This is a genomic window from Glutamicibacter sp. NPDC090743 (genome assembly GCF_044769125.1).
Lineage (GTDB): Bacteria > Actinomycetota > Actinomycetes > Actinomycetales > Micrococcaceae > Glutamicibacter.
Genome location: NZ_JBIVXE010000002.1, coordinates 48,513 through 68,202 on the forward strand (window position 1 = coordinate 48,513; position 19,690 = coordinate 68,202).

At 61.8% G+C, this 19,690-nt stretch carries 22 protein-coding genes; 6 read left to right on the top strand and 16 right to left on the bottom strand.

Annotated elements, in window-relative coordinates; genetic code table 11:
* Positions 1-132: 132 nt before the first annotated feature.
* The 4 genes from yjfF to ACIQTS_RS03555 form a co-directional block, all read right to left on the bottom strand.
* Positions 133-1,122: a galactofuranose ABC transporter, permease protein YjfF gene (gene yjfF / locus ACIQTS_RS03540; protein WP_402471289.1), complete on the bottom strand. Its 990-nt coding sequence runs from the start codon at positions 1,120-1,122 to the stop codon at positions 133-135.
* Positions 1,119-2,141: an ABC transporter permease gene (locus tag ACIQTS_RS03545; RefSeq protein ID WP_332499296.1), complete on the bottom strand. Its 1,023-nt coding sequence runs from the start codon at positions 2,139-2,141 to the stop codon at positions 1,119-1,121. The genes yjfF and ACIQTS_RS03545 overlap by 4 nt, the downstream gene beginning before the upstream one ends.
* Positions 2,138-3,700, bottom strand: a complete 1,563-nt coding sequence (locus ACIQTS_RS03550) for a sugar ABC transporter ATP-binding protein (RefSeq protein WP_402471291.1) — start codon at positions 3,698-3,700, stop codon at positions 2,138-2,140. Before ACIQTS_RS03550 ends, ACIQTS_RS03545 begins: the two co-directional genes overlap by 4 nt.
* A gap of 110 nt (positions 3,701-3,810) precedes the next feature.
* Positions 3,811-4,800, bottom strand: a complete 990-nt coding sequence (locus tag ACIQTS_RS03555; RefSeq protein WP_402471294.1) for an ABC transporter substrate-binding protein — start codon at positions 4,798-4,800, stop codon at positions 3,811-3,813.
* Between the two features lie 336 nt (positions 4,801-5,136).
* Between ACIQTS_RS03555 and ACIQTS_RS03560 the strand changes: the two genes are divergently transcribed.
* Complete coding sequence (locus ACIQTS_RS03560; RefSeq protein ID WP_208294262.1) at positions 5,137-5,637, top strand: DUF456 domain-containing protein; 501 nt, start codon at positions 5,137-5,139, stop codon at positions 5,635-5,637.
* On the opposite strand, the gene ACIQTS_RS03565 is transcribed toward ACIQTS_RS03560, so the two are convergent.
* The 4 genes from ACIQTS_RS03565 to ACIQTS_RS03580 are packed head-to-tail and all read right to left on the bottom strand — an operon-like array spanning position 5,634 to position 9,056.
* Complete coding sequence (locus tag ACIQTS_RS03565; protein ID WP_105656169.1) at positions 5,634-6,239, bottom strand: response regulator transcription factor; 606 nt, start codon at positions 6,237-6,239, stop codon at positions 5,634-5,636. The genes ACIQTS_RS03560 and ACIQTS_RS03565 overlap by 4 nt on opposite strands.
* Entirely contained in the window at positions 6,236-7,390 is a 1,155-nt protein-coding gene (locus tag ACIQTS_RS03570; protein ID WP_365942749.1) for a histidine kinase, read from the bottom strand. The genes ACIQTS_RS03565 and ACIQTS_RS03570 overlap by 4 nt, the downstream gene beginning before the upstream one ends.
* A complete protein-coding gene (locus ACIQTS_RS03575; RefSeq protein ID WP_402471298.1) occupies positions 7,387-8,142 on the bottom strand; it encodes an ABC transporter permease in 756 nt (251 codons plus the stop codon). The genes ACIQTS_RS03570 and ACIQTS_RS03575 overlap by 4 nt, the downstream gene beginning before the upstream one ends.
* Positions 8,139-9,056 (bottom strand): ABC transporter ATP-binding protein, encoded by a 918-nt coding sequence (locus ACIQTS_RS03580; protein WP_402471301.1) that lies wholly within the window; start codon positions 9,054-9,056, stop codon positions 8,139-8,141. The genes ACIQTS_RS03575 and ACIQTS_RS03580 overlap by 4 nt, the downstream gene beginning before the upstream one ends.
* A 347-nt stretch (positions 9,057-9,403) precedes the next feature.
* On the opposite strand from ACIQTS_RS03580, the gene ACIQTS_RS03585 reads away from it, so the two are divergent.
* A complete protein-coding gene (locus tag ACIQTS_RS03585) occupies positions 9,404-10,078 on the top strand; it encodes a VTT domain-containing protein (protein ID WP_365942750.1) in 675 nt (224 codons plus the stop codon).
* A gap of 3 nt (positions 10,079-10,081) precedes the next feature.
* Here the strand turns inward: ACIQTS_RS03585 and ACIQTS_RS03590 are convergent, their stop codons facing one another.
* A complete protein-coding gene (locus ACIQTS_RS03590) occupies positions 10,082-10,438 on the bottom strand; it encodes a DUF2695 domain-containing protein (RefSeq protein ID WP_365942751.1) in 357 nt (118 codons plus the stop codon).
* Positions 10,439-10,542: 104 nt separating this feature from the next.
* Positions 10,543-11,739: a pyridoxal phosphate-dependent aminotransferase gene (locus ACIQTS_RS03595; RefSeq protein WP_402471304.1), complete on the bottom strand. Its 1,197-nt coding sequence runs from the start codon at positions 11,737-11,739 to the stop codon at positions 10,543-10,545.
* A 238-nt stretch (positions 11,740-11,977) separates the two neighbouring features.
* Here ACIQTS_RS03595 and ACIQTS_RS03600 point away from each other — a divergent pair, with 238 nt between their 5' ends.
* The 4 genes from ACIQTS_RS03600 to ACIQTS_RS03615 all read left to right on the top strand — a co-directional run bounded on the left by ACIQTS_RS03600 (position 11,978) and on the right by ACIQTS_RS03615 (position 14,223).
* Positions 11,978-12,106 carry a hypothetical protein gene (locus ACIQTS_RS03600; RefSeq protein WP_402471306.1) on the top strand — a complete coding sequence of 43 codons (129 nt, stop codon included), beginning with the start codon at positions 11,978-11,980 and terminating at the stop codon, positions 12,104-12,106.
* Between the two features lie 24 nt (positions 12,107-12,130).
* On the top strand, positions 12,131-13,384 hold the full coding sequence (locus tag ACIQTS_RS03605) for a metallophosphoesterase family protein (RefSeq protein ID WP_402472131.1): 1,254 nt from the start codon (positions 12,131-12,133) through the stop codon (positions 13,382-13,384).
* 12 nt (positions 13,385-13,396) lie between these two features.
* The gene (locus ACIQTS_RS03610; RefSeq protein ID WP_402471308.1) at positions 13,397-13,876 is read left to right on the top strand and encodes a hypothetical protein; all 480 of its coding nucleotides are present in this window, start codon (positions 13,397-13,399) and stop codon (positions 13,874-13,876) included.
* 101 nt (positions 13,877-13,977) lie between these two features.
* Positions 13,978-14,223: a hypothetical protein gene (locus ACIQTS_RS03615; RefSeq protein WP_402471310.1), complete on the top strand. Its 246-nt coding sequence runs from the start codon at positions 13,978-13,980 to the stop codon at positions 14,221-14,223.
* A 49-nt stretch (positions 14,224-14,272) separates the two neighbouring features.
* On the opposite strand, the gene ACIQTS_RS03620 is transcribed toward ACIQTS_RS03615, so the two are convergent.
* The 6 genes from ACIQTS_RS03620 to ACIQTS_RS03645 form a co-directional block, all read right to left on the bottom strand.
* On the bottom strand, positions 14,273-14,758 hold the full coding sequence (locus tag ACIQTS_RS03620; RefSeq protein ID WP_365942754.1) for a carboxymuconolactone decarboxylase family protein: 486 nt from the start codon (positions 14,756-14,758) through the stop codon (positions 14,273-14,275).
* A 94-nt stretch (positions 14,759-14,852) separates the two neighbouring features.
* Entirely contained in the window at positions 14,853-16,064 is a 1,212-nt protein-coding gene (rlmN, locus tag ACIQTS_RS03625) for a 23S rRNA (adenine(2503)-C(2))-methyltransferase RlmN (RefSeq protein WP_166650787.1), read from the bottom strand.
* Between the two features lie 198 nt (positions 16,065-16,262).
* On the bottom strand, positions 16,263-16,583 hold the full coding sequence (locus tag ACIQTS_RS03630) for a hypothetical protein (RefSeq protein ID WP_400289419.1): 321 nt from the start codon (positions 16,581-16,583) through the stop codon (positions 16,263-16,265).
* A 32-nt stretch (positions 16,584-16,615) separates the two neighbouring features.
* Positions 16,616-17,749, bottom strand: a complete 1,134-nt coding sequence (locus ACIQTS_RS03635; RefSeq protein ID WP_365942756.1) for an NAD(P)/FAD-dependent oxidoreductase — start codon at positions 17,747-17,749, stop codon at positions 16,616-16,618.
* Positions 17,742-18,470, bottom strand: coding sequence for a methyltransferase domain-containing protein (locus tag ACIQTS_RS03640; protein WP_400289417.1), 729 nt, complete (start codon positions 18,468-18,470; stop codon positions 17,742-17,744). Before ACIQTS_RS03640 ends, ACIQTS_RS03635 begins: the two co-directional genes overlap by 8 nt.
* On the bottom strand, positions 18,455-19,576 hold the full coding sequence (locus ACIQTS_RS03645) for a type III polyketide synthase (RefSeq protein WP_365942758.1): 1,122 nt from the start codon (positions 19,574-19,576) through the stop codon (positions 18,455-18,457). The genes ACIQTS_RS03640 and ACIQTS_RS03645 overlap by 16 nt, the downstream gene beginning before the upstream one ends.
* Positions 19,577-19,690: the final 114 nt, after the last annotated feature.

Consider the following 19,690-nt stretch of genomic DNA (forward strand, 5'->3'; position numbering starts at 1 on the left):
CGGGGGCAAGCTGTTGTCCAGGCTGGAAATTATTACTTCCCGGTTCGTTGTACGCGAATTGGAGCTAGGTGGCTGGATACGGCCCAGGGCCCGGTACGCTAATACCGGGCCCTGGGCCCTTCCCTTCCGGGCTTAATTTCGCCGCAAGGTAAGAATTCGTTGCAAGACCACGAAGATCAGCAGCAAACCGCCGATCACGATCTTGGTCCACCAGGAACTCAAGGTTCCCTCGAAAGTGATGATGGTTTGGATCAGTCCCAGCACCATCACTCCAACCACCGAGCCGAGAATGAAGCCCATGCCGCCGACTAGCAGTGTTCCACCGATAACCACTGCGGCGATCGCGTCGAGTTCCATACCCACACCGGTCAGCGCATAGCCCGAGCGCGAGAACATGGCGAAGAGGATTCCGCCCAGCGCCGCACAGGTGCCGGAGATGACGTAGACAACCACCTTGGTGCGTGCCACACGCAATCCCATCAAGGTGGCTGATTGCTCTCCGCCGCCCACCGCGTAAACGGTGCGGCCGAAACGGGTGCGGTGCAGCACCCACCAGGACCCGGCAATCACCAGCACGGCGATGACCACGGCGGCGGTCAACCGCCAGCGCCCCGCAGAAACGCCCCAGCTCGACAGCGCCACGAAACCCTCATTGCGGATCGGCACGGATTCCGGGGCGAAGATGAAGCACAGGCCGCGGGCCAAGAACATGCCGGCCAGGGTAGCCACGAAGGGCTGCACCTCGAAGTACTGGATCATCACTCCCATGCCCAGGCCGATGATCGATCCGCTGAGAATCGCGATAGGCAGCACCAGGGACAACGGGATCCCTGCATTGAGCATGGTTGCGGTGATGACCGAGGACAGCGCCAGCACCGCACCGACGGACAGGTCGATGCCGCCGGTGAGAATCACGAACGTCATTCCTGCTGCCAGCACGATCAGGTGGGCATTGTTGATGAACAGGTTGGACAGTACAGTGGGCGAAAGGAAATTCTCGTAGCGCACTCCGCCGATGACGAGCATCAGCCCGAAGACGACCACAGTGCCCAGAACCGGCAGGTAGCGCCGGTCCACATTCAATTTGGATATGGACTTGCGCGGAACACTGAGGATGCTCATGCTCCCACCTCCTGGTAGCGGCGGCGTTCGCGCAAGGAACCGAGCATGGCGCGCAGCCGGGTTGACATCATCAAGGTCACGGCAATGACCACGATGGCTTTGAATAGCGAAGTGACCAGCGGTGAAACGCCCAGGACGGTCACGGCCAGGCTCAGGGTGGTAATGATCAGCACGCCAATCATGGTGCCCGCGAGGTTGAACTTGCCGCCGGCCAGGGACGTGCCGCCAATAACCACGGCGAGAATGGCATCCAGCTCTATGAACAGTCCTGCATTGTTGGCATCAGCGGCCATGGTGTTGCCGGCGAAGATCAGTCCAGCCAGGCCCGATAGCAGGCCGCACAACACATAGACGGTGAATACCAGAGTTTTTGATTTCACCCCTGAGAGCCGGCTGGCTTCCGGGTTGATGCCTACCGCTTCGAGCAGCATGCCCAGTGCAGTACGCCGTACCACGAGGGCCACCACCGCAAACACGCCGTAAGCGATGAGCGCGGCCACCGGCAGGCCCAGCACATAGCCCGAGGCCAGTTTGCTGAAAGGTGCGCTATTGACCGTGGTGATCTGGCCGTTGGTGATCAGCATGGCCACACCGCGGCCGGCGGTCATCAGGATCAGCGTGGCGACGATCGGCTGGATGCCGAAGTTCGCCACCAGCACGCCGTTGAATGCGCCGAGGATCAGGCACAACCCCAATGCCACGATGACGGCGCCGACGGCTGTACCTGCGGATCCCGGATTTGCCGAGCTGGCGATGAACGTCAGCGCCACGGCTCCGGAGATCGCGACGGTGGCACCCACTGACAGGTCGATGCCGCGGGTGGCGATCACCAGAGTCATGCCCAGGGCGACCAGCAGCAGCGGCGAGCTATTGCGCAGGATGTCTATGGGGGCGCCGAACAGGTGCCCGTCCAGCACGCTGATGCCCAGGATGTCCGGGCGCTTGATGGTGCAGGCTAGCAGCAGCGCGAGCAGCGCAATCGCTGGCCAAAACAGGCGATGCTTGTAAATACGGGTCATTTGTTTTCTTCCCCGGTGGCGATGATTTCGATCAGGCGTGGCACATCCACATCTGGAGTGCTTGGAATTTCGGCAACCTTGGCGTGATCGCGCATCACAACGATGCGATCCGAGAGGCGCAGGACTTCTTCTAGCTCAGCGGAGATGAAGACCACCGACATGCCCTGTTCAGCTAGTTCGGAGACCATGTTCATGATTTCGGTCTTCGCGCCGATGTCGATTCCGCGGGTGGGCTCATCGAGGAGCAACAGCTTCGGAGCGGTGGCGAGCCAGCGGGCCAGCAGAACTTTCTGCTGATTCCCGCCCGAGAGGTTCTTGAGCAGGGCGTTCGGATTGGCCGGACGGACGCCCAGTGCCTTGATATAGGCGTCCACGATTTGGGTGGCTTTGGTCTTGGGCAGCGGGCGGATCCATCCGCGCGCTGCCTGCAGGCCGAGGATGATGTTCTCGGCCACGGTCAGCTCGCCCACAACCCCTTCGCCCTTGCGGTCTTCGGATGTGTAGGCGATTTTTCGGCCCAGGGCCTGCCGGGGAGTTCGCAGCTTCACCGGTTTCCCGCCCAGCTTGATCACCCCTTCATCTGCCTTGTCCGCTCCGTAAAGCAGGCGCGCGAGTTCGGTACGGCCTGAGCCCAGCAGGCCGGCCAAGCCGATGACTTCCCCGGGATAGAGGTCCAGATCGAAAGGCTGCACCGCTCCCTTGCGCCCGAGTCCCACTGCCTGCAGCAACGGTTCAGCGTCGGCCGCGCGTTCGGTTGCGGCGGTGCGTTCGTTGGCGCCGCCCACGTGGGCATCGGAGGTGCCAGCGATCATCAGCGAGACCAGTTCGCGTTGCGTCAGCTGGTCCTTCTTTCGTTCTTCTACCAATTGCCCGTTGCGCAGCACGGTGATGCGGTCGGCAATGGCGTAGATCTGGTCCAGGAAGTGCGACACGAAGAGGATCGCCACACCGTCATCACGCAACTTCCGCATGACCTCGAAGAGCTGGGCCACCTCGTCGGTATCCAGGCTCGAGGTCGGTTCATCGAGAATCAGTACCTTGGCGTCGACCACCATGGCGCGGCTGATGGCCACCAGCTGCTGGACTGCCAGTGAATGGGACCCCAGCGAGCTGGCCGGGTCTATCTTCAGCCCCATCCGCTCCAGATAGGTTTTGGCCTGGCGCCGCATGGTTCGCCAGTCAAGACCACCGAAACGGCGAGGCTCGCTGCCGAGCATGATGTTTTCGGCCACGGTGAGATTGGTGCAGAGATTCACCTCTTGGTACACCGTGGAGATGCCGCGTTCGCGGGCATCGGCGGGGCCGGTGAAGCGGGTGTCGTTGCCGTTAACCGTGATGGTTCCGGAAGCGATCGGATTCACGCCAGTCAGGGCTTTGATCAGGGTCGACTTTCCAGCGCCGTTCTCCCCCATCAAGGCGTGGACTTCACCGGGAAAAAGCCGGAAGCCAACGTTGTCCAGTGCTTTGACCCCGGGGAACTCCACGGAAATTCCAGCCATTTGAACGATGGGCTTCGTTGTAGGGGAATGCTGCACGGTGATTTCCTCAGTCCGTGACATGGGTGTTGAATCAATCATTAACTTGCCTCTGCGAGTTGCTTGTCCTGCCACCTGGTGGTGAACCGGCGGGCCAGCCTGTGGCCCGCCGGCTCGTGCTCTTGCCTGCGTCCCTAGTAGGTGCGATCGGCCAGGACCTCGGCCGCTTCATCCTGGGTGAAGGCGGCGTCTTCAACGACGATGCGCTTCTCTACAGATTCGCCGGCTACTACCTTCTTGGCGATTTCTGCCAAATCCTCACCTAGCAGCGGGTTGCATTCGACGATGTAGCTGATCTTGCCGTCAACCAATGCCTGCATGCCGTCCTTGACCGCATCAATGGTGACAATCTTGATGTCCTCGCCTGGCTTCTTGCCGGCTGCCTCGATGGCTTCAATGGCGCCCAAGCCCATGTCGTCGTTATGGGCGAAGACCAAATCGATATCGTCATGGGAGTTCAGGAAACCTTCCATGACCTGCTTGCCGCCTGCACGGGTGAAGTCACCGGTCTGCGAGTCGATAATCTCGATGTCCGTGCCCTCAATGGCCTTCCCGAAGCCTTCCTTGCGGTCGATGGCCGGTGCTGAGCCGGTGGTTCCCTGCAGTTCGACAACTTTCAGGTCCTTGTCCAGATTCTCCACAACCCAATCTCCGGCCCGCTGTCCTTCTTCAATGAAGTCGGAGCCGATGAACGAGGCAAAGAGCGTGTCATCGGTGGTGTCAACGGCGCGGTCGGTGAGGATCACGGGGATGTTGGCGCTCTTGGCTTCTTGCAGCACAGCATCCCAGCCCGTTTCTACCACTGGGGAAAAGGCCAGGACGTCAACGCCTTGCGCGATGTACGAACGCAGAGCCTGGATCTGGTTCTCCTGCTTCTGCTGGGCATCAGAGAAGCTGAGCTTGAAGCCGTTTTCTTCGGTCAGGGTGTCTTGGATGTCCTTGGTATTTGCCGCGCGCCACCCGGACTCGGCGCCAACCTGCGAGAAACCGATGGTAATGGTCTCAGAACCCGAACCTCCTCCTTCGCTGCCACTGGAATCCGAGCCGGCGCATGCGCTCATGGCTGCCATAGCTGCGATGCTGAGCGTTGCCAAGCCAGTGCGCAAAAAGGTCTGTCGTTTCATCGTGAGTTCCTCCTCGTGGGTCCCCGCCGGATAATGGTGGAGTGAATGGTCTCCGGCACCAGAACAATGTGTCGATGGTCACAATGTTAGCGCTAACAATTTAGGGTGTGAAGAGCCTTCCGGCTTTTGATTTCTTTTTCCATTGCCAACGGGTGACGGTTTTCAATCTAAATCGATATCCGACTAGGTAAAAAGGAATCAATGAGAGAAGGGAAATTATCCGGATTTAATCAATTGTTTGTTCGTCAGCTCGGCAATTCGGTACAAATATCCCTGAATTCTTGTCCTGCTTGACGGTGCGCCTCATGTAAGGATGCAGTGTGCGAAACTGGGCATGTGGATGCACAAATTATTTACACGATCATCGCCGGGCTGCTGCTAGTCGTATCGGCGTTGGGCACCATCTTCCCGGTGCTGCCCGGCTCGTTGCTGACGATCGGCACGCTTTTGGGCTGGGGCTGGCTGCTGGGTTCCGGTGCTTCCTGGTGGGCGGCCGGCCTGGGCATGGCGATCGCCCTGCTGGGCTGGTCCGCCTCTGCGATCCTGACCGGCAAGAAACTCAAGGAACATCAGATCCCCAAGGGTTCCATTCTCTTTGCGGTCGTGGGTGCCATCGCCGGTGCTTTCCTCATTCCCGTGATCGGCATGTTCGTCGGTTTCGCAGTGGGCCTATTCGCCGGTGAAAGCGTGCGCCGGCGCGAAGTCTCCGGCGCACTCGGCTCATCCTGGGCTGCGTTGAAGGCCATGGGCCTGGGCATCGTCGTGGAATTCGGCTGCGTGCTGCTGGCCTCCTCCATTTGGGTCATCGGCCTGATTACCCACTTCGTAACGCGCTAGATCCAGCCCATCTCGCGGGCGTAGCGCGCGGCCTCGATGCGGTTGGCAGTGCTGGTTTTGCCGATCGCATTGGACAGGTGGTTGCGCACAGTTCCCACCGAGAGGTGCACCGCCGAGGCAATCTGCGATACCGGCGAGCCGGAGGCGGCCAGTGAAAGGATCTCGCGCTCACGCCCGGTTAGCGGGTTGCTGCGGCTCTCCACGCTGAGCATGGCACGCTGCGGATCCACTACCTTGTCCCCGCAATAGACCCTGCGGATGGCGGCAATCAGCTCGGCCGGCGGAGAATCCTTGACCAGGAAGCCGTGCGCTCCAGCTTCGAAGGCCTGGCGGAAATATCCGGGACGGTCAAAGGTGGTCAGGATCAGCACCTTCACCTCGGCGTGGCTGGCCTTGAGTTCTGCTGCGGTGCGCAGCCCGTCGTGCCGTGGCATCTGCACATCCAGCAACGCGATGTCGGCAGGGTGCGCGTCCAGTGCGGCGGCGACCTCGTCACCATCGGCGCATTGCGCAACGACGTGGATGTCTTCTTCGAGGTTCAGCAAGGCTGCCAGCGCGCCCCGGACCAGGTGCTGGTCATCGGCGATGAGTATCCGGATCACGCTGCACTCCCCTCTGCCTCGAAGGCCACTTGCACGCTGGTTCCGCCCAGCCGCGATGCCCCTACTGTACAACTGGCACCGAATTGCTTGGCGCGTTCCTGCATTCCCCGGATGCCGTGGCCTGGCGTGCTGGCTTGCAGGCCATCCCCGTCGTCATCGACGCTGACTTTTCCGGGTTCCAGATGCAGCACGATGGTGCTGGCGTGCGCGTGGCGCAGCACATTGGTGACCGCTTCGCGCAGGATCCATGCCACATGCGAACGCAGCTGCATCGGGACTTGCTCGGCGGTTCCTGCCACCGTGAATTCGAGGTTGTTGTCGTCGCACGCCTGCTGCAGCTCGGCCAGCTCCCCGGCCAGGTCCTGGCGGCTGAGCCCCTGCACCGTCGTGCGCACGGAGTCCAGCGCGTCCACGGCCAGGGCGCTGAGTTGTTCCAGTTCTCCGCGGGCCTGGGCGTACTGTTCCTGGTCCATCAGGCGCAGGGCCAGCTGCGCCTTCAAATTCAATGCGGTCAGCGAATGCCCGATGCCATCATGCACGTCCCTGGCCACGCGCTCCTGCTCGGCGACCAGCAGGTAGTCGCTGCGGATCTTTTCTGCTGCGGCCGAGCGCCGAATGGCGGCCACGGTAATCGCGTACACCACCATCAGCACGAGGTTCAGGCCGATCAGGAAGATCGCGTCCATGAACTGCCCGAAGATGATGGGCAGCGCGAAACTGAGCACCAGCACCGCGGCATAGGCCGCGATGGCCCATTTCCTGTTCAGCAAGAAGATCGCGAAGGAGGTGATGAAGGGGAAGAGCCCCATGGCGGTCAACCCGATGACCGGAATGCCCAGGGCGATAATCGCGCAGAGGACCAGGAAGTTCGCATGCGCCCGGCGAGCGCTGGTTCCGCCCTGCCCGATCTTCTGGGAGAACCTGGCGTAGGACTGCAGGTAAACGGCGGCGAAGAGGGCGATCAGCGCCAAGCCGATGATCCGGGTGGGCAGCGCGTAGTCTTCGATAACCAGGTCCAGCACCGGGAAGACCAGGAAAATCACCCAGACGCCGGCGACCAGCCAACCTCGGCGATCCCAGAATTTCTGGTCCTCGTCGATCTCGCAGAGCGGATCGTCCGCTGGCGCGGTGCTGGGCAGTTTGCGGCTCACTGGCGTGCCTTGGCCTTCCTGGTGGCGAGTACCGCGAAGAGAACGAAGATGAGTGCCCATGCCACTAGGTTAGCGGTTGGGATCCACAACGCGTCCGGGGCCATTTCTACTCCGGCGGGCATGTCCTTGAGCAACGGGTAGCGGGCCAGGGCTACGTAGCCGTACATCGGGGTGAAGCGGGCCGCGTCGAGCATGCCTCCTTCCAGGGGCATGAAGACATTGCCGAAGAAGGCGAAGAACACCATCAGGCCTGAGGCCAGGCCCAGGGCCGATTCGGATTTGAACACCATGCCCACCCCGATGCCGTAGCAGGCGAAGACCATGGCGCCGAGCAGGATGATCAGGTAGCTCGCTCCCCAGATCCAGCCTTCTTGCACTTCGGCTCCAGTCGCGGCGCCCAGGGCGAAGACTACTGCTGCCGAGGCACCGGCTACGGTGGCCGCGACGATCATCTTGCTGCTGACGAACATGGCCGGCGGCATTTTGGTCAAGGCTATTTGCCTGCCCCATCCCTGGATGGTTTCGGTGGCCACGGTCCCGGCGATTGCCACAGTGCTGACCGCCGCCCCGTAGGCTGCCATGGAAATCATCAGATAGAACTTCACGTTGCCTGCGCCCAGCTCGAACTCGGTGTAGCTGGGGATGTTGCCGAACAGGATGTACATGGCGGCGGGCAGCAGCAGGGCGAAGATCAGGTTGTACCCATCGCGGAAGTGCCGTGCGAATTCCACGCGGATGTAGGTGCTCATCATGATGCGTCCTTGGTCAGCTGGATGAAGGCCTCTTCCAGGCTCGGCGAGGAAATTTCCAGGTCGTAGCCCTGGTAGTCGGCGAGCAGGGCGGCCGCGAAGCGGTCCGAATCGACGCTGTGGAAAGCGAAGCGCAATCCGTTGCGTTCGGCTACCTGCACCGAATTATCAAAAGCTCCGGCTCGTTCGGCATGCTCCGCCGAGGGGAAGGAAGCGCTGACGGTGCGTCCGGAGATGAGCTTGCGCAGCTCTTCGGTGGCGCCGTCGGCGACAATGCGGCCTTGGCTCATCAGCACGGTGCGTTCTGCGAAGTTCTGGGCTTCTTCCAGATAGTGCGTGGCGAAAATGACGGTGCGCCCGTCGGTAGCTTCTTCTCGCATCGTGGCCCAGAAATCCCGGCGGGCCATCACGTCCATTCCGGCAGTTGGCTCATCGAGGATCAGTACATCCGGGTCGGGCAGCAGAGCCAAAGCGAACTTGATGCGCTGCTGCTCGCCGCCAGAGCATTTGCCCACGCGCCGCTTGGCGATTTTATCCAGCCCCGTGCGTTCCATGACCGGCCCAATGCGATCTGCTTGCTCATGCATGTGGGCGATGACTGACACTGTCTCCTTGACGGTCATATCGCGCAGCAACCCACCGGTTTGCAAGACGGCAGAGACCCTCCCAGCGGAGACGGCTTGGCGCGGATCCAAGCCGAGGATTTCCACCGACCCTCCTGTGGGTTGGGTCAGGCCCAGGATCATGTCCACGGTTGTCGTCTTGCCAGCTCCGTTGGGTCCTAGGAAGGCCACGATCTGTCCGGTCTGGATCTGCAGGTCAATGCCCTTGACTGCTTCAACTTTGCTGCGCGGCGTTGAGAAGGTCTTCTTCAAGCCGCTGAGCGAAACTGCATTCGTTCTAATCAGCGTTTCCATGCTTCTTAGTCTTCCCCCTTTGCCGGGTGTGCAGAAGAGCAGAAAGTCATGCGTTGCCCATGACCGTTGTCATGGACCGAATCCAGGTGGCTCGATGCAACCTCGCCGACTTTTACGTCGAATCCCGCTGTGAGCTTGGCAACTTGCCGCTTCCCAATGCTCCCTCGGCTCTCGTTGCTGGCCCCGTGAAAAGCCATGATCACTACGGGTCAACGAACAACTTGGAGACTTTCGCCCTTGTGGCCGGGTTGTCCCCCATCAGAGATTACGGATGGCACTCTGGGAAACTCACAGCGTACTCACGTAGGATTTTTGCTGTGCTAGATCATTCTTCGTTTCTTTCCCTTGTGACCGATTATGCGGCTCCAACCATGGGCGCGGCTTTCCTGCCCGACTGGTTGAACCCAGTCGTCTTCCTGAACAACCCCGCGCTTGGCCCATGGGTCTTGCTGCTGGTTTGCGCCATTGTCTTCGCCGAGACCGGCTTGCTGGTGGGCTTCTTCCTGCCAGGCGACTCGATGCTCTTCACCGTTGGCATGCTCATTGCCACCGGCACCATCCAAATTCCGTTGTGGCTCTTCGCCGCCGCGATCTTTGTCTGCGCCTTCGCAGGTGACCAGACCGGCTACATCATTGGCAAGAAATCCGGACCTGCCATCTTCAAGAAACCGGATTCCCGCTTCTTCTCGCAGAAGAACGTTGAGCGGGCCCACGAGTTCTTCGAGAAGTTCGGCGGCCGCGCTGTGATCCTGGCACGCTTCGTTCCAGTGGTCCGCACCTTCGTCCCGGTAATCGCTGGCGTAGCGAAGATGAACCACAAGACCTTCATCCTCTACAACCTGATCGGTGCCGCCCTGTGGGGTATCGGCGTCACATTGCTGGGTTATTGGCTGGGCCAATTCACCTGGATCGAAGAGAACATCGACCTGATCTTCATCCTGATCGTCCTCATCTCGGTGATCCCTATTGGTGTTGAACTGCTCAAGGCCCGCAAGCCGAAGAGCAAGACCCCCGAAAACTGATCTTCAAGCACTTCGGCGGCGGAACTGACCGCCGCCCCACTGTACGCCGCGGCGCATCAACCAATGTCCACATGGTTGGATTGTGCCGCGGCGTACTCCTTTACAGACAAGATTTTCGTCATTGTCCACGGCTTGAATCGCTTCACGCGTGATCGGGCGGATGGCATTGGCCAGCACTTCGCAGTCGCAGAATCCGCCCAGCAGCTGCATTTTCCGGTCAATCGCGGTAGCTCGCGGAGCGCTCGCATCGCGATAAGACAAGAGGAAGAGATGGGTCCCGTCGCATCCTTGCGCGCAGACCGCACGATACAAATAGCACGCAAGGCATTCATGTTCGACAGGTTCGAGTACTGCAGGCATTGGTGGCTCCTTGAAACAGTGGATGGCAGTAACGAAGCGTTACTGCCATCCACTGTCCATTTTGAAGCGCCGCGCGCAGCGCATTGCTCACCCAATGTGGAAAACTAGCTTCCTGCCAAGCTCTGCCGTAGGAAAGCCGCAACGCGTTCCAGGGCTTCTGCCACACGCTCATATCCGGCCGCGAAGGACAAGCGGATAAACAGGTGGCCTTCGAACGGATCAAAGTCGCCGCCAGGGGTCAGCGCAACATGCGCATGCTCCAAAACCGCTTGGCAGTACTTGCCCGCAGAACCGAAATGCTCCAAGACTTCGGGGGCCAACCGGCCGTAGAGGTAGAAAGCCCCATCGGCGGGAGCTGCCTCGCTGATGCCCAAGCTGCTGAAGTGCTCCAACACGTGGGCTCGGGTGCGGGCGAACTCGTCCACGCGCTCATTGGCTTCATCGAGGCTCCGCTGTTCAAAGGCAGCTACCACCGCGCGCTGTGCTGTCGCTGGAGCGCACAAGGCGAGGTTCGAAGCCAGTGCGTCCACCGTTGGCACTAGCTCATCGGGCACGATCATCCAGCCCAGGCGCCAGCCGGTCATCCCCCAGTATTTGGAGAAGGAGGAGACAACGATGGACGAGCGGGAGAACTCCCACGAGGTATGTGCCTTGCGGTCTGGGACGAATTCAATGCCGTGATAGATTTCATCGCTAATCAGCCGCACATCATTTGCTTCGCACCAGGTGGCCAAGTCCGAGAGCTCGCCTGCGCTGAACATGGTTCCGGTGGGATTATTCGGCGACGCAACAACCAGCCCATCGAGGCGTCCATGCTCCTTCTTGGCCGCCTCAAGCAGCTGCACGGTGGGCTGGTAACGCTGCGCTGCACCGGTGGGCAGGTCGACAACTTCCAGCCCCAGGGCACCCAGAATATTGGCGTAGGCCGGGTAGCCGGGACGGGCCAGCGCCACCACGTCTCCAGCATCGAAGGCTGCCAAGAACGAAAGCTGGAATGCACCGGAGGAACCTGTGGTCATCACGAAGTTCTTTGCGGGGATCTGTAAGCCATAGGTATCGAGGTAGTGCTTCGATAAGGCCTGTCGGGTTTCGAGCAGTCCCGCAGTTGAGGTGTACCCGAAGTCGGCATGCTCGGCATGCAGCTTCGCGGCCAGGTCATTCACGGCCGCTGGAGCACCGCCGCCAGGTTCTCCCACGCACAACGAGATCACGTCGTGGCCGGAGGTCCGCATCGTGGCGACCTGATCAACAATTTGCATCACTTCAAAGGGAGCTACCTTGGAACGCTGGGAGGCTTGCACTGTTTGTCCTTCTTTTCGCAGGCGTGGAAAACCGAAGCGCCCTCGCTTTGGTCTTCTCAGCTATCTGCTTCAAGGCTATCGGCTCCAGCTTGGTATTAGTGCGCGAGACAGCCGGTGAGCAGGCTCACCGACCCAGTTCACCCTTCGTTTGCCTCATATCCACCCTTGGGGCACGCGCCCCGGGCATCCTCAAGGTACCCGCCTTTTGCAGGCGACACCTCGCACAGGAGAACGCACTATGAACAACAAGCCCCTCTCGGCCGCACTTGCCGCCGCTGTATTGATCCCGTTGGTCTTGGCGCCGGCAGCCAGCGCCGCTACTCTGCCAGGAACCGCTGCTTCCGCGCTTCCAGCGGTAACGGCCTAGTCCCCAGAACCGGGTTTCCGCGTACTGCCCTACCTCCAAGCTCCTGCTGCCACGTCGATGACCATCAACTGGATCAGCGAAACCGATGAGCCGGGCACGATAAGCCTCTCGGGACCGGGACTGGGAAAGTCCGGGAAGCAGAGCAGCGCACCACAGTACCTGGATCTCATGGAATACACCCGGGCCGAACTTGATCAGCAGATCGAGGGCTTGGAACAGGGCTCGTGGTTGAAGTCGAATTCGAACTACAAGCACTCGGTGACCTTCCAGGGCCTGCTGCCCGGAAAGTCCTACAACTACACCGTGACCCAATCAGGAGAAACCCACAGCGCGGCTTTCAAAACAGCTCCCAAGGGCGGGGCGTGGAAAAACGTGCGCATCATTGCGTTCTCAGATTCTGAAACCGAACCACGCGGACGCACCGAACACCGCGAGTGGGAGCTCTCCCCGGTCAACGGCTACACCGCAGATTCCATCCAGCGTCCGGGCGCGGGGTCCAAATGGGACCAGCAGTTCGGCATGACCACCCGCAACGGCGAACCGACCCTGCGCTACCCGCTGGACCAGTCCACCGCATTCAACGAGAACCTCAAGCACATCGAAGCTGCCGATCCGGACCTGGTCATGATGGCAGGCGATCTCACCCAGGGTTCGGGATACCAGCCGGCGTGGGATGAGTTCTTCGGCCATGTGGCCGGCGAGCATTCGGACTTGGCCTCCAGCGTTCCGCTGCTTCCAGCTTTGGGCAATTGGGAAACCTATGCGGCGCTGAACGGCGGCTACGGCACGGAAACCGACCGCACCCCCGCGGTCATCTCACGCAACCGCTTCCTGGATTACTTCTCCTTGCCGCAGGACCCCGAGCACCCCGAGTACAAGGGCTCGTACTACCGGGTAGATCATGGACCGGTGACCGTGCTGACTCTGGATTCCACCAACGGCCGTCCGGACGAGGACACCAGGACCGGACAGCTCTCCGGAGAGAAGTTCTCTGGCGATGATACGAATATGGCCGCAGGGAATCTGTCCACCGACACCCAGGACGAGTTCACCTTCGAATCCTATGCCCAGGGATTCAAGGACCTGTTCCCCGGCGCTACCGCGCAAGACTTTGACCTTCCCAACATGGATGCCGCCTCTGCGCAGTGGAATTGGGCCGAAAAACAACTAGCCGACGCCCGCGCCAACGGCCAGATTGTGCTGGTCCAGTTCCACCACTCGGCCTACTCCAACGGCGTGCACGGCACCCCACCGAACCACGAGCACCCTGACAATTAGTCGGGCACCGCGATGCGCGCCTACACTCCGATGTTCGAGGAGCATGGCGTGGCAGCGGTCATCTCCGGCCACGATGAAATGTTCGAGCGTTCCTGGGTGGACGAGGATGGGGATGGCCGCGGCTTCCACTCGTATGATGTCGGTGTAGCCGCCGATGGCTTGCGCGGCGAGAAGCTGGTGCAGAATGCCGAAGGCAAGTACGAGCCGCTGCGTTTCAACTCGCACTCGCAGTGGTCAGCTCCTGCCGACGAGCCAGAGACCTGGGCCAAGGATGAGGACGGCGTTCCGCAGCTGGTCTCCGGCGGACTGCACTACGGGCACCTGCAGATCGATATCGCCAATACCGCGAAAGGCGCAGAACTGACCTTGACCCCGGTTCACATTTCCCCCCAGCAGGATTCGGAATACCAGTTGGGAAAGACCGAGCGACGCGCCTATGACGACGTCGTGAGCTTCGCGGTAGGCAAGGATGGCGTGCCGCTGGCGAAGTAGTGCCCACGGCAGCGACGACTTGTCGCCACGGCTGCACGTAGTGGAGTATTGAAGCAGACGGCAAGACGCTGGTCAGAGCATCGTAGAGAGTAAGGCAGCAGATGAGTGAGCAACGCGTTTTCAAGGCAGTAGTCGGCAAGGAAGGCGGCTGGTGGAACATCTGGGTTCCGGAATTGGACCATGTGACGTCCACCCGGAAATCACGCAAGATCGCCCTTTACACCCGCTCACTGATCGCTGCGGTTCTGGGGATTGACGAGTCTTCCTTCCGCGTGGAACGAGAAGTGGTCAGCGACGAAGAATTCGAACGCCGCTACACCGAAGCCGTGCGCAAAGCCAACGCCTGAGTTGGTATTGGCCGCCGTTTCCCCTACCCGGGCAAACGGCGGCCTTTTGCTATTTGCCCGTCTTTTCCAGTTCGCGTTCCTTGACCGGGTGACGGGAAAGGATCGAAATCCGGTTGAAGGCGTTCATGGCGGCGGCAATCCATTGGATGGCTGCCACTTGCTCCACGCTGAGCACCAGACGGGCCGATGCCACCGCGGCGATACGCTCTTCTGGCTTGGGCAGGTCGGTAGCGGCTTCAGCGATGGCTAGTGCTGCGCATTCTTCTTCGCTAAACAGGCCGCCGCATTCATCCCATGTGCTCAGCAGGTTGATGCGTTGCAGGCTCTCCCCTGCGTCCAGTGCCTTGCGGGCATGCAGGTCCAGGCAGTAGGCACATCCATTGATCTGCGAGACGCGCAGGTTCACCAGCTCGGCGGTGCGGTCGCTGATTCCGGCTGCGCGGTAGGACTTGGCGACATCTTTGGAAAATCTGCCAATCGAGTTCCATAGCTCTGGATTGGTCTTATCAAGGAAAAGCGGGTCTGAAACGGCCATATCAGAACCATACATGCAGTCGTAGACCTCCTGCACGAAGAGGGGTCGTTAACGCACCGTGGAGACCAGCGAAAGCTGGTCTCCACGGTAAATGCTACTTGTCGCCGTCGGCTGCGAGCTGGCCGCAGGCGCCGTCGATTTCCTTGCCTCGGGTATCGCGCAGCGTGGTTGGCACGCCGAGCTCATCGAGGCGGCGAACGAACTTGGAGGTGATATCCGGTTCGCTGCGGGTCCAAATGGAGCCCGGCACCGGGTTCAGCGGAATCGGGTTCACGTGCACCCAGCCGCGGCCACGCGCGTTCAGCTTCTTGGCCAGCATTTCTGCACGCCATTCGTGATCGTTCATGTCCTTAATCAGCGCGTACTCGATGGAAACTCGGCGACCGGTCTTCACGTAGTAGTCGTACGCGGCATCCAGTGCCTCGTCGACCTTCCAGCGCGAGTTGACCGGGATCAGCTCGTCGCGCAGCTCGTCATCCGGCGCATGCAGCGACAGCGCGAAGGTGACCTGGACATTCTCCTCGGTCAGCTTGCGGATCGCCGGAACCAGGCCAACGGTGGAGACGGTGATGCCGCGGGCGGCCATGCCCAAGCCTTCAGGGGCATCGGCGACCATGCGGTGCACGGCGTTCATCACGCGCTTGTAGTTGGCCAGCGGCTCGCCCATGCCCATGAACACGATGTTGCCCACGCGTTCCTCGGGGTGCTGGCGTCCGCCCAGTCCGCCTTCGGCGATGACGCGGTTGGCCTGGACGATCTGGTCCAGGATTTCAGCGGTGGACATATTGCGGGTCAAACCCGCCTGGCCGGTGGCGCAGAACGGGCAGTTCATGCCGCAGCCGCACTGCGAGGAAATGCACAGGGTGATGCGGCCCGGGTAGCGCATCAGCACGGACTCGACCAGCGAGCCGTCAAACAGGCGCCAGAGGAACTTGATGGTCTTGCCATCATCGGTTTCCAGGCGCTTGACCTCGGTGAGCAGCTTCGGGAACATGGCCTCGGCCAGTTCCGCACGGCGCTCCTTGGGAAGATCGCTCATCTTCTCCGGGTCGGTGGTGTAGTGCTGGAAGTAGTGCACGGAGAGCTGCTTGGCGCGGAAGGCCGGCAGTCCCAGTTCCTTCAGCTTGGCCTGGCGCTCGGCCAGGGACAGGTCAGCCAGGTGCGTTGGCGGCTGGGAGACACGGCGCTTGGTGGCGAACTGCAGCTCTGGACGACCATCGGCACCCATCTCCTGCTTCCAGCCTTCGGCGGTTGGAACGACCTGGGCGCGGCCTTCGGCTTCGGCTCGGGACTTGGAGATGCGCATCTGCTGGGCGCGCTGGGCCGCGGCCTGCTCATTGCGCAGTGCCTTGCGTTCTTCAGCGGAAAGTGGGGTGGAATCGATGGAAGTCATTGCTACCTATTGTTTCATGTATCCGCGAGTATTTGGCGGTGAGTTTGGGCACGCAAAAACAGTGCCGCTCCGCCAATCTACCGGCGGCGCGGAACTGCTGCATTCGGGTGTTCAGTACTTGAAGGATTCCTTCAGGTGGCCGAGGTTGCCCACGGCACCGGCAAGGTCCATGTCCCCCAGATGCCCGCTGGTAGCAGAGGCCGGTCGGTCTTTGCTCCAGTGCCGGAATCCATCTTGATGCTCGCGGGTGGCCACCGCATCACCGGTGCCGGCCATGACCGCCTCCAGCTGGAAGGTTTCGCCCCAGATGGACTCGCCATGGTCGGTTTCACCCAGGTAAACCCTGACTTCTCCGCTGACCGAGCCGTTGGCGAGCTGCTTGTCGATGTGCACTTCCTGCGCCACTGGGCGCCATCCGGATAGATGCTCCATTCGCAATCAGTCTTCGAAACGTTGCCATTTCGTCATACGACGGGAACCGAACGCTGTCCGGGACCGGTCATAGTGAAGTCGCGCGCCACCTTCTCATGCAGCCAGGCACTGGAGGCCAGCCGGGACATCGCCGAATCCCGCAGCGGGACAGCCCAGCGCGGCAGGGCACGGCCCAACAGCATGTTCACCTGCGCACGCCGGGCCGCACTGCGCGCTGCCCCGAGCCGGCGATCATCCAGTGCTCCCATGGGTGCTCTGGCAGCAATGAGCTGCGCCACCGCCTGCGCATCAGCCAGCCCCAAGCTCAGCCCCTGCCCACCGATCGGGCTGATCTGGTGGGCCGCATCGCCCAGCAGCACCACGCGCCCATGGACCATCGAGGGCACCATCCGGGTGGCAGTGCCGAAATTGCTGGTCATCGTGCAGGCCTCGGCGTCAAGAAGGTATCCGGTGCGGTCCAAGATGGTCTCGGCCAGCATGCCCGGCGAATCATCGACCTGCGTTTGCTCGACGCGCACCACCCAGCGCCGCCGCGCAGCGGGCAGCGGGAAGGATTCGACAATCCCCTGCTGATGCAGGAAAAGCGCGGCAGTGTGCGCCAGTCCAGTGGTCTCCGGGAAGTCCCCCATCAGGTAGCGGTCCCGATGGTCCCTTCCGGCAAAGCCCACGCCGAGATCCCTGCGGACCGCGGAACGGACCCCGTCGGCTCCGGCCAGCCACCGGGCCCGGTGAACCACGCCGCCAGCGGCAAATTCCACCGCCTGCTCTGACTGCTTAAGAACCTGCTCGAAAGCGCAGTCCATCATCAATGACCCCGGTGCCAGCTGTTCCAAGCGCTCGCGCAGCAATTGCTCGGTGTCCTGCTGCGGCAAGGACAGCACATAGGGATACTGGCCGCCAATAGTGGAGAAATCCATCGAAGCGATGCTCCGCCCGCGCGAGATTCCCAGTCCGCCGCGGATCTGCACCCCGCCGCGCTGCGCCGCCGGTCCCACGCCGAGTCGCGCCAGGACTTCTTGCGCTGGAGGGTGCAGGCCGATCGCGCGCGAGTGGGCTACCGGTGCGCTGCGCTGCTCGAAGACCCGAACGGTACGCCCGCTTTGGGCGAGCTCTATGGCCAGGGCCAGTCCTACCGGTCCGGCCCCGATGATCGCGGCGTCATCCACGGCCGCCAGCTTCCCAGAGCAGCAGGTTGCGGTAGGGCCGCTGCGTGCGCACCTCCCAACCAGGGCGGAGCAATGGCCTCAGTTCCCCCGGCACGAAGCTGCGCCGAATGGAGGTCAGGCCATCGCGCCGGATCAGCGAACTGCCTGCCAACGGCAAGGTCGCCAGCCCGAACAGCCCCAGCGCCACCGGGGAGCGCCTGATATCGCTGTGCAACCCGATCCCGGTGCACAATTGCTCGGTCTCGTCCTGCAACTGGCGCAGCTGGTCCGTACCCAGATGGTGCAGCAGGTGGTTGGAGAGCACCAGGTCGAACTGCTCGCCGTCGGCCGCTAGCCGGGTGCTGGTCGTTTCCCGGAATTCCAGCACCCCGCGCGGCAGCTTGCAGCGTTGCAGCGCTTGCCGGGCGTAGGAGATGGCCCGGGGATCCGGGTCGATACCGCACACTGCCACCTCGAACCCGTCGGCGAGCGCCCAGCGCGCCAGATTCGCCGCAATGTCTCCTCCCCCGCAGCCCACGTCCAGTATCCTGGCCCGGACCCGGCGCGCCAGCAACGGGCGGATGTACTGCACGTAATTGCCCCGCCAGCCGGCTACTACCCGGTTCACCAGAGGGAACTGCGCGTAGGTGCGGCGCAGCAGCACCGGGTCGCAATCCGGGCGGTCCATTTCCTCGATGGCTTCCGCTGCCCGCGCCAGCCGGAGCATTATCCTTGCCGGCATATGGTGAACAGCCCGGATTCCACCGTCAGCCCCGGACCGAATGCCATGGAGCAGACCCTTTCGCCCTCGTCCGCAGCGGCCGCTTCCAGGATTTCCTTGAGCACGAATAGCACCGTGGCGCTGGACATGTTCCCGTAGCGATCCAGGATCGCGCGGGCTGGCACCAGCTGCTGGTCATCCAGGCCCAGCCGGTTTTGCACCCGGTCCAGGATGGCCCGGCCCCCGGGGTGCAGACCCCAATGCTGGATCCGGTCCACAGAGAGTTCCGGGTCGGCGTCCTTGGCCAAGAGCGGCTGCAGCGCCCCGGTGATGTGCTCGTCGATGATGTGCGGAACGTAGGTGCCCAGCACCATCTCGAATCCGTGGTCGCCGATATTCCAGGCCATGGCCTCCTCGCCCACCGGGGTGAGCACGGTTTCGAAGCCGTCCATTTGCAGCAGCCCGCTGCCCTGCGCCGAGACGATCACCGCCGCGGCCCCGTCGGCGAAGATGGCCGAACCCATGATGGTGTCCGGGTCATTGGAGCTGTGCACATGCAACGTGCACAGCTCGGCGCAGACCACCAGCACGGTGGCTTGAGGATCGGCCAGGCAGAAGTCGCGGGCCGCGCGCAGGGCGGGGAACGCCGCGTAGCATCCCATGAAACCAAGGTGGTGGCGCACGGTGCTCGGTGCCAGCCCCAGCGCCCGCACGATCTGGTAGTCCGGGCCCGGGTTGTAGAACCCGGTGCAGGAGACGGTTATGACGTGGGTGATATCTTCCGGGGCAAGGTCCGGGCAGGCGTCGAGGGCCTTTTTCGCGGCGTTCGTGAACAGCGCGCTGGCCTGCTTCGCATAGATGCCGTTGCGTTCGGCGGTGCTCGGGGAGAGCAACCGGCCTTCAACCCGGTCGTAGAACAGCGGAGTTTCGGGTTCGGGCAGGGAGAGGTCGAATTCATCGACGCAGCTGTACCTGGTGCTGATCGCGGCGGAGTTGAACGAGGTGGCGATGAGCCTTTCACCCAGCCGGCTCAGGTTCGGCTGGCTGGCGAAGACATCGCGGATCTCTTCCTGGGCCAGGGTCGTCGCGGGAACTGCGGTTTGAATCGTGCGGATCTTCACTGACATGACCCGAGCCTAGGACCGATGCGGCGGAAGGTAAACAACTTTGGCGAATTACCAGCAATAGCCCGGGTATTCTGTTCCGCCGTGCGCGTGGATTATCTATCCCCTGCGAAGAAT

Bases quoted from the DNA above. Each gene is read 5' to 3' on its own strand.
- ACIQTS_RS03575 (WP_402471298.1), bottom strand. From the start codon at position 8,142: ATGATGAGCACCTACATCCGCGTGGAATTCGCACGGCACTTCCGCGAT.
- ACIQTS_RS03545 (WP_332499296.1), bottom strand. From the start codon at position 2,141: ATGACCCGTATTTACAAGCATCGCCTGTTTTGGCCAGCGATTGCGCTG.
- ACIQTS_RS03640 (WP_400289417.1), bottom strand. From the start codon at position 18,470: ATGCCGGCAAGGATAATGCTCCGGCTGGCGCGGGCAGCGGAAGCCATC.
- ACIQTS_RS03620 (WP_365942754.1), bottom strand. From the start codon at position 14,758: ATGGCCGTTTCAGACCCGCTTTTCCTTGATAAGACCAATCCAGAGCTA.
- ACIQTS_RS03645 (WP_365942758.1), bottom strand. From the start codon at position 19,576: ATGTCAGTGAAGATCCGCACGATTCAAACCGCAGTTCCCGCGACGACC.
- ACIQTS_RS03580 (WP_402471301.1), bottom strand. From the start codon at position 9,056: ATGGAAACGCTGATTAGAACGAATGCAGTTTCGCTCAGCGGCTTGAAG.
- rlmN (WP_166650787.1), bottom strand. From the start codon at position 16,064: ATGCGCATCTCCAAGTCCCGAGCCGAAGCCGAAGGCCGCGCCCAGGTC.
- ACIQTS_RS03550 (WP_402471291.1), bottom strand. From the start codon at position 3,700: ATGTCACGGACTGAGGAAATCACCGTGCAGCATTCCCCTACAACGAAG.
- ACIQTS_RS03615 (WP_402471310.1), top strand. From the start codon at position 13,978: ATGAGTGAGCAACGCGTTTTCAAGGCAGTAGTCGGCAAGGAAGGCGGC.
- ACIQTS_RS03610 (WP_402471308.1), top strand. From the start codon at position 13,397: ATGCGCGCCTACACTCCGATGTTCGAGGAGCATGGCGTGGCAGCGGTC.
- yjfF (WP_402471289.1), bottom strand. From the start codon at position 1,122: ATGAGCATCCTCAGTGTTCCGCGCAAGTCCATATCCAAATTGAATGTG.
- ACIQTS_RS03555 (WP_402471294.1), bottom strand. From the start codon at position 4,800: ATGAAACGACAGACCTTTTTGCGCACTGGCTTGGCAACGCTCAGCATC.
- ACIQTS_RS03600 (WP_402471306.1), top strand. From the start codon at position 11,978: ATGAACAACAAGCCCCTCTCGGCCGCACTTGCCGCCGCTGTATTGATC.
- ACIQTS_RS03630 (WP_400289419.1), bottom strand. From the start codon at position 16,583: ATGGAGCATCTATCCGGATGGCGCCCAGTGGCGCAGGAAGTGCACATC.
- ACIQTS_RS03590 (WP_365942751.1), bottom strand. From the start codon at position 10,438: ATGCCTGCAGTACTCGAACCTGTCGAACATGAATGCCTTGCGTGCTAT.